Raw genomic sequence first — 234 nt, 5'->3', positions numbered from 1 at the left:
CTATCTGAAGGACGGCAAGTACTACCTGTTCACGATCAGCCACCGCACCACGATGGCCGCGGGCGTCGACGGCCCCGACGGCGTCTACGGCTTCGTCGGCAACGGCATCCGCAGCGACTTCCAGCCGCTGAACGGCGGCAGCGGCCTCGTGCTCGGCAACCCGACCGACTTCTCCGCACCGGCCGGCGCCCCGTATGCGCAGGACCCGAATCAGAATCCGCGCGAATTCCAGTC

1 protein-coding gene is annotated in these 234 nt (G+C 67.5%); it reads left to right on the top strand.

Annotation, left to right across the window (positions count from 1 at the left end):
* On the top strand, positions 1-234 hold a 234-nt coding region (locus tag SB751_RS35440), incomplete at both ends, for a glycoside hydrolase family 68 protein (protein WP_410749667.1).

Source organism: Cupriavidus sp. SIMBA_020, from assembly GCF_046535395.1.
GTDB lineage: Bacteria > Pseudomonadota > Gammaproteobacteria > Burkholderiales > Burkholderiaceae > Cupriavidus > Cupriavidus campinensis.
The sequence above is the reverse complement of the archived record's forward strand: the minus strand, read 5'-3'. Positions and strand labels throughout refer to the sequence as shown.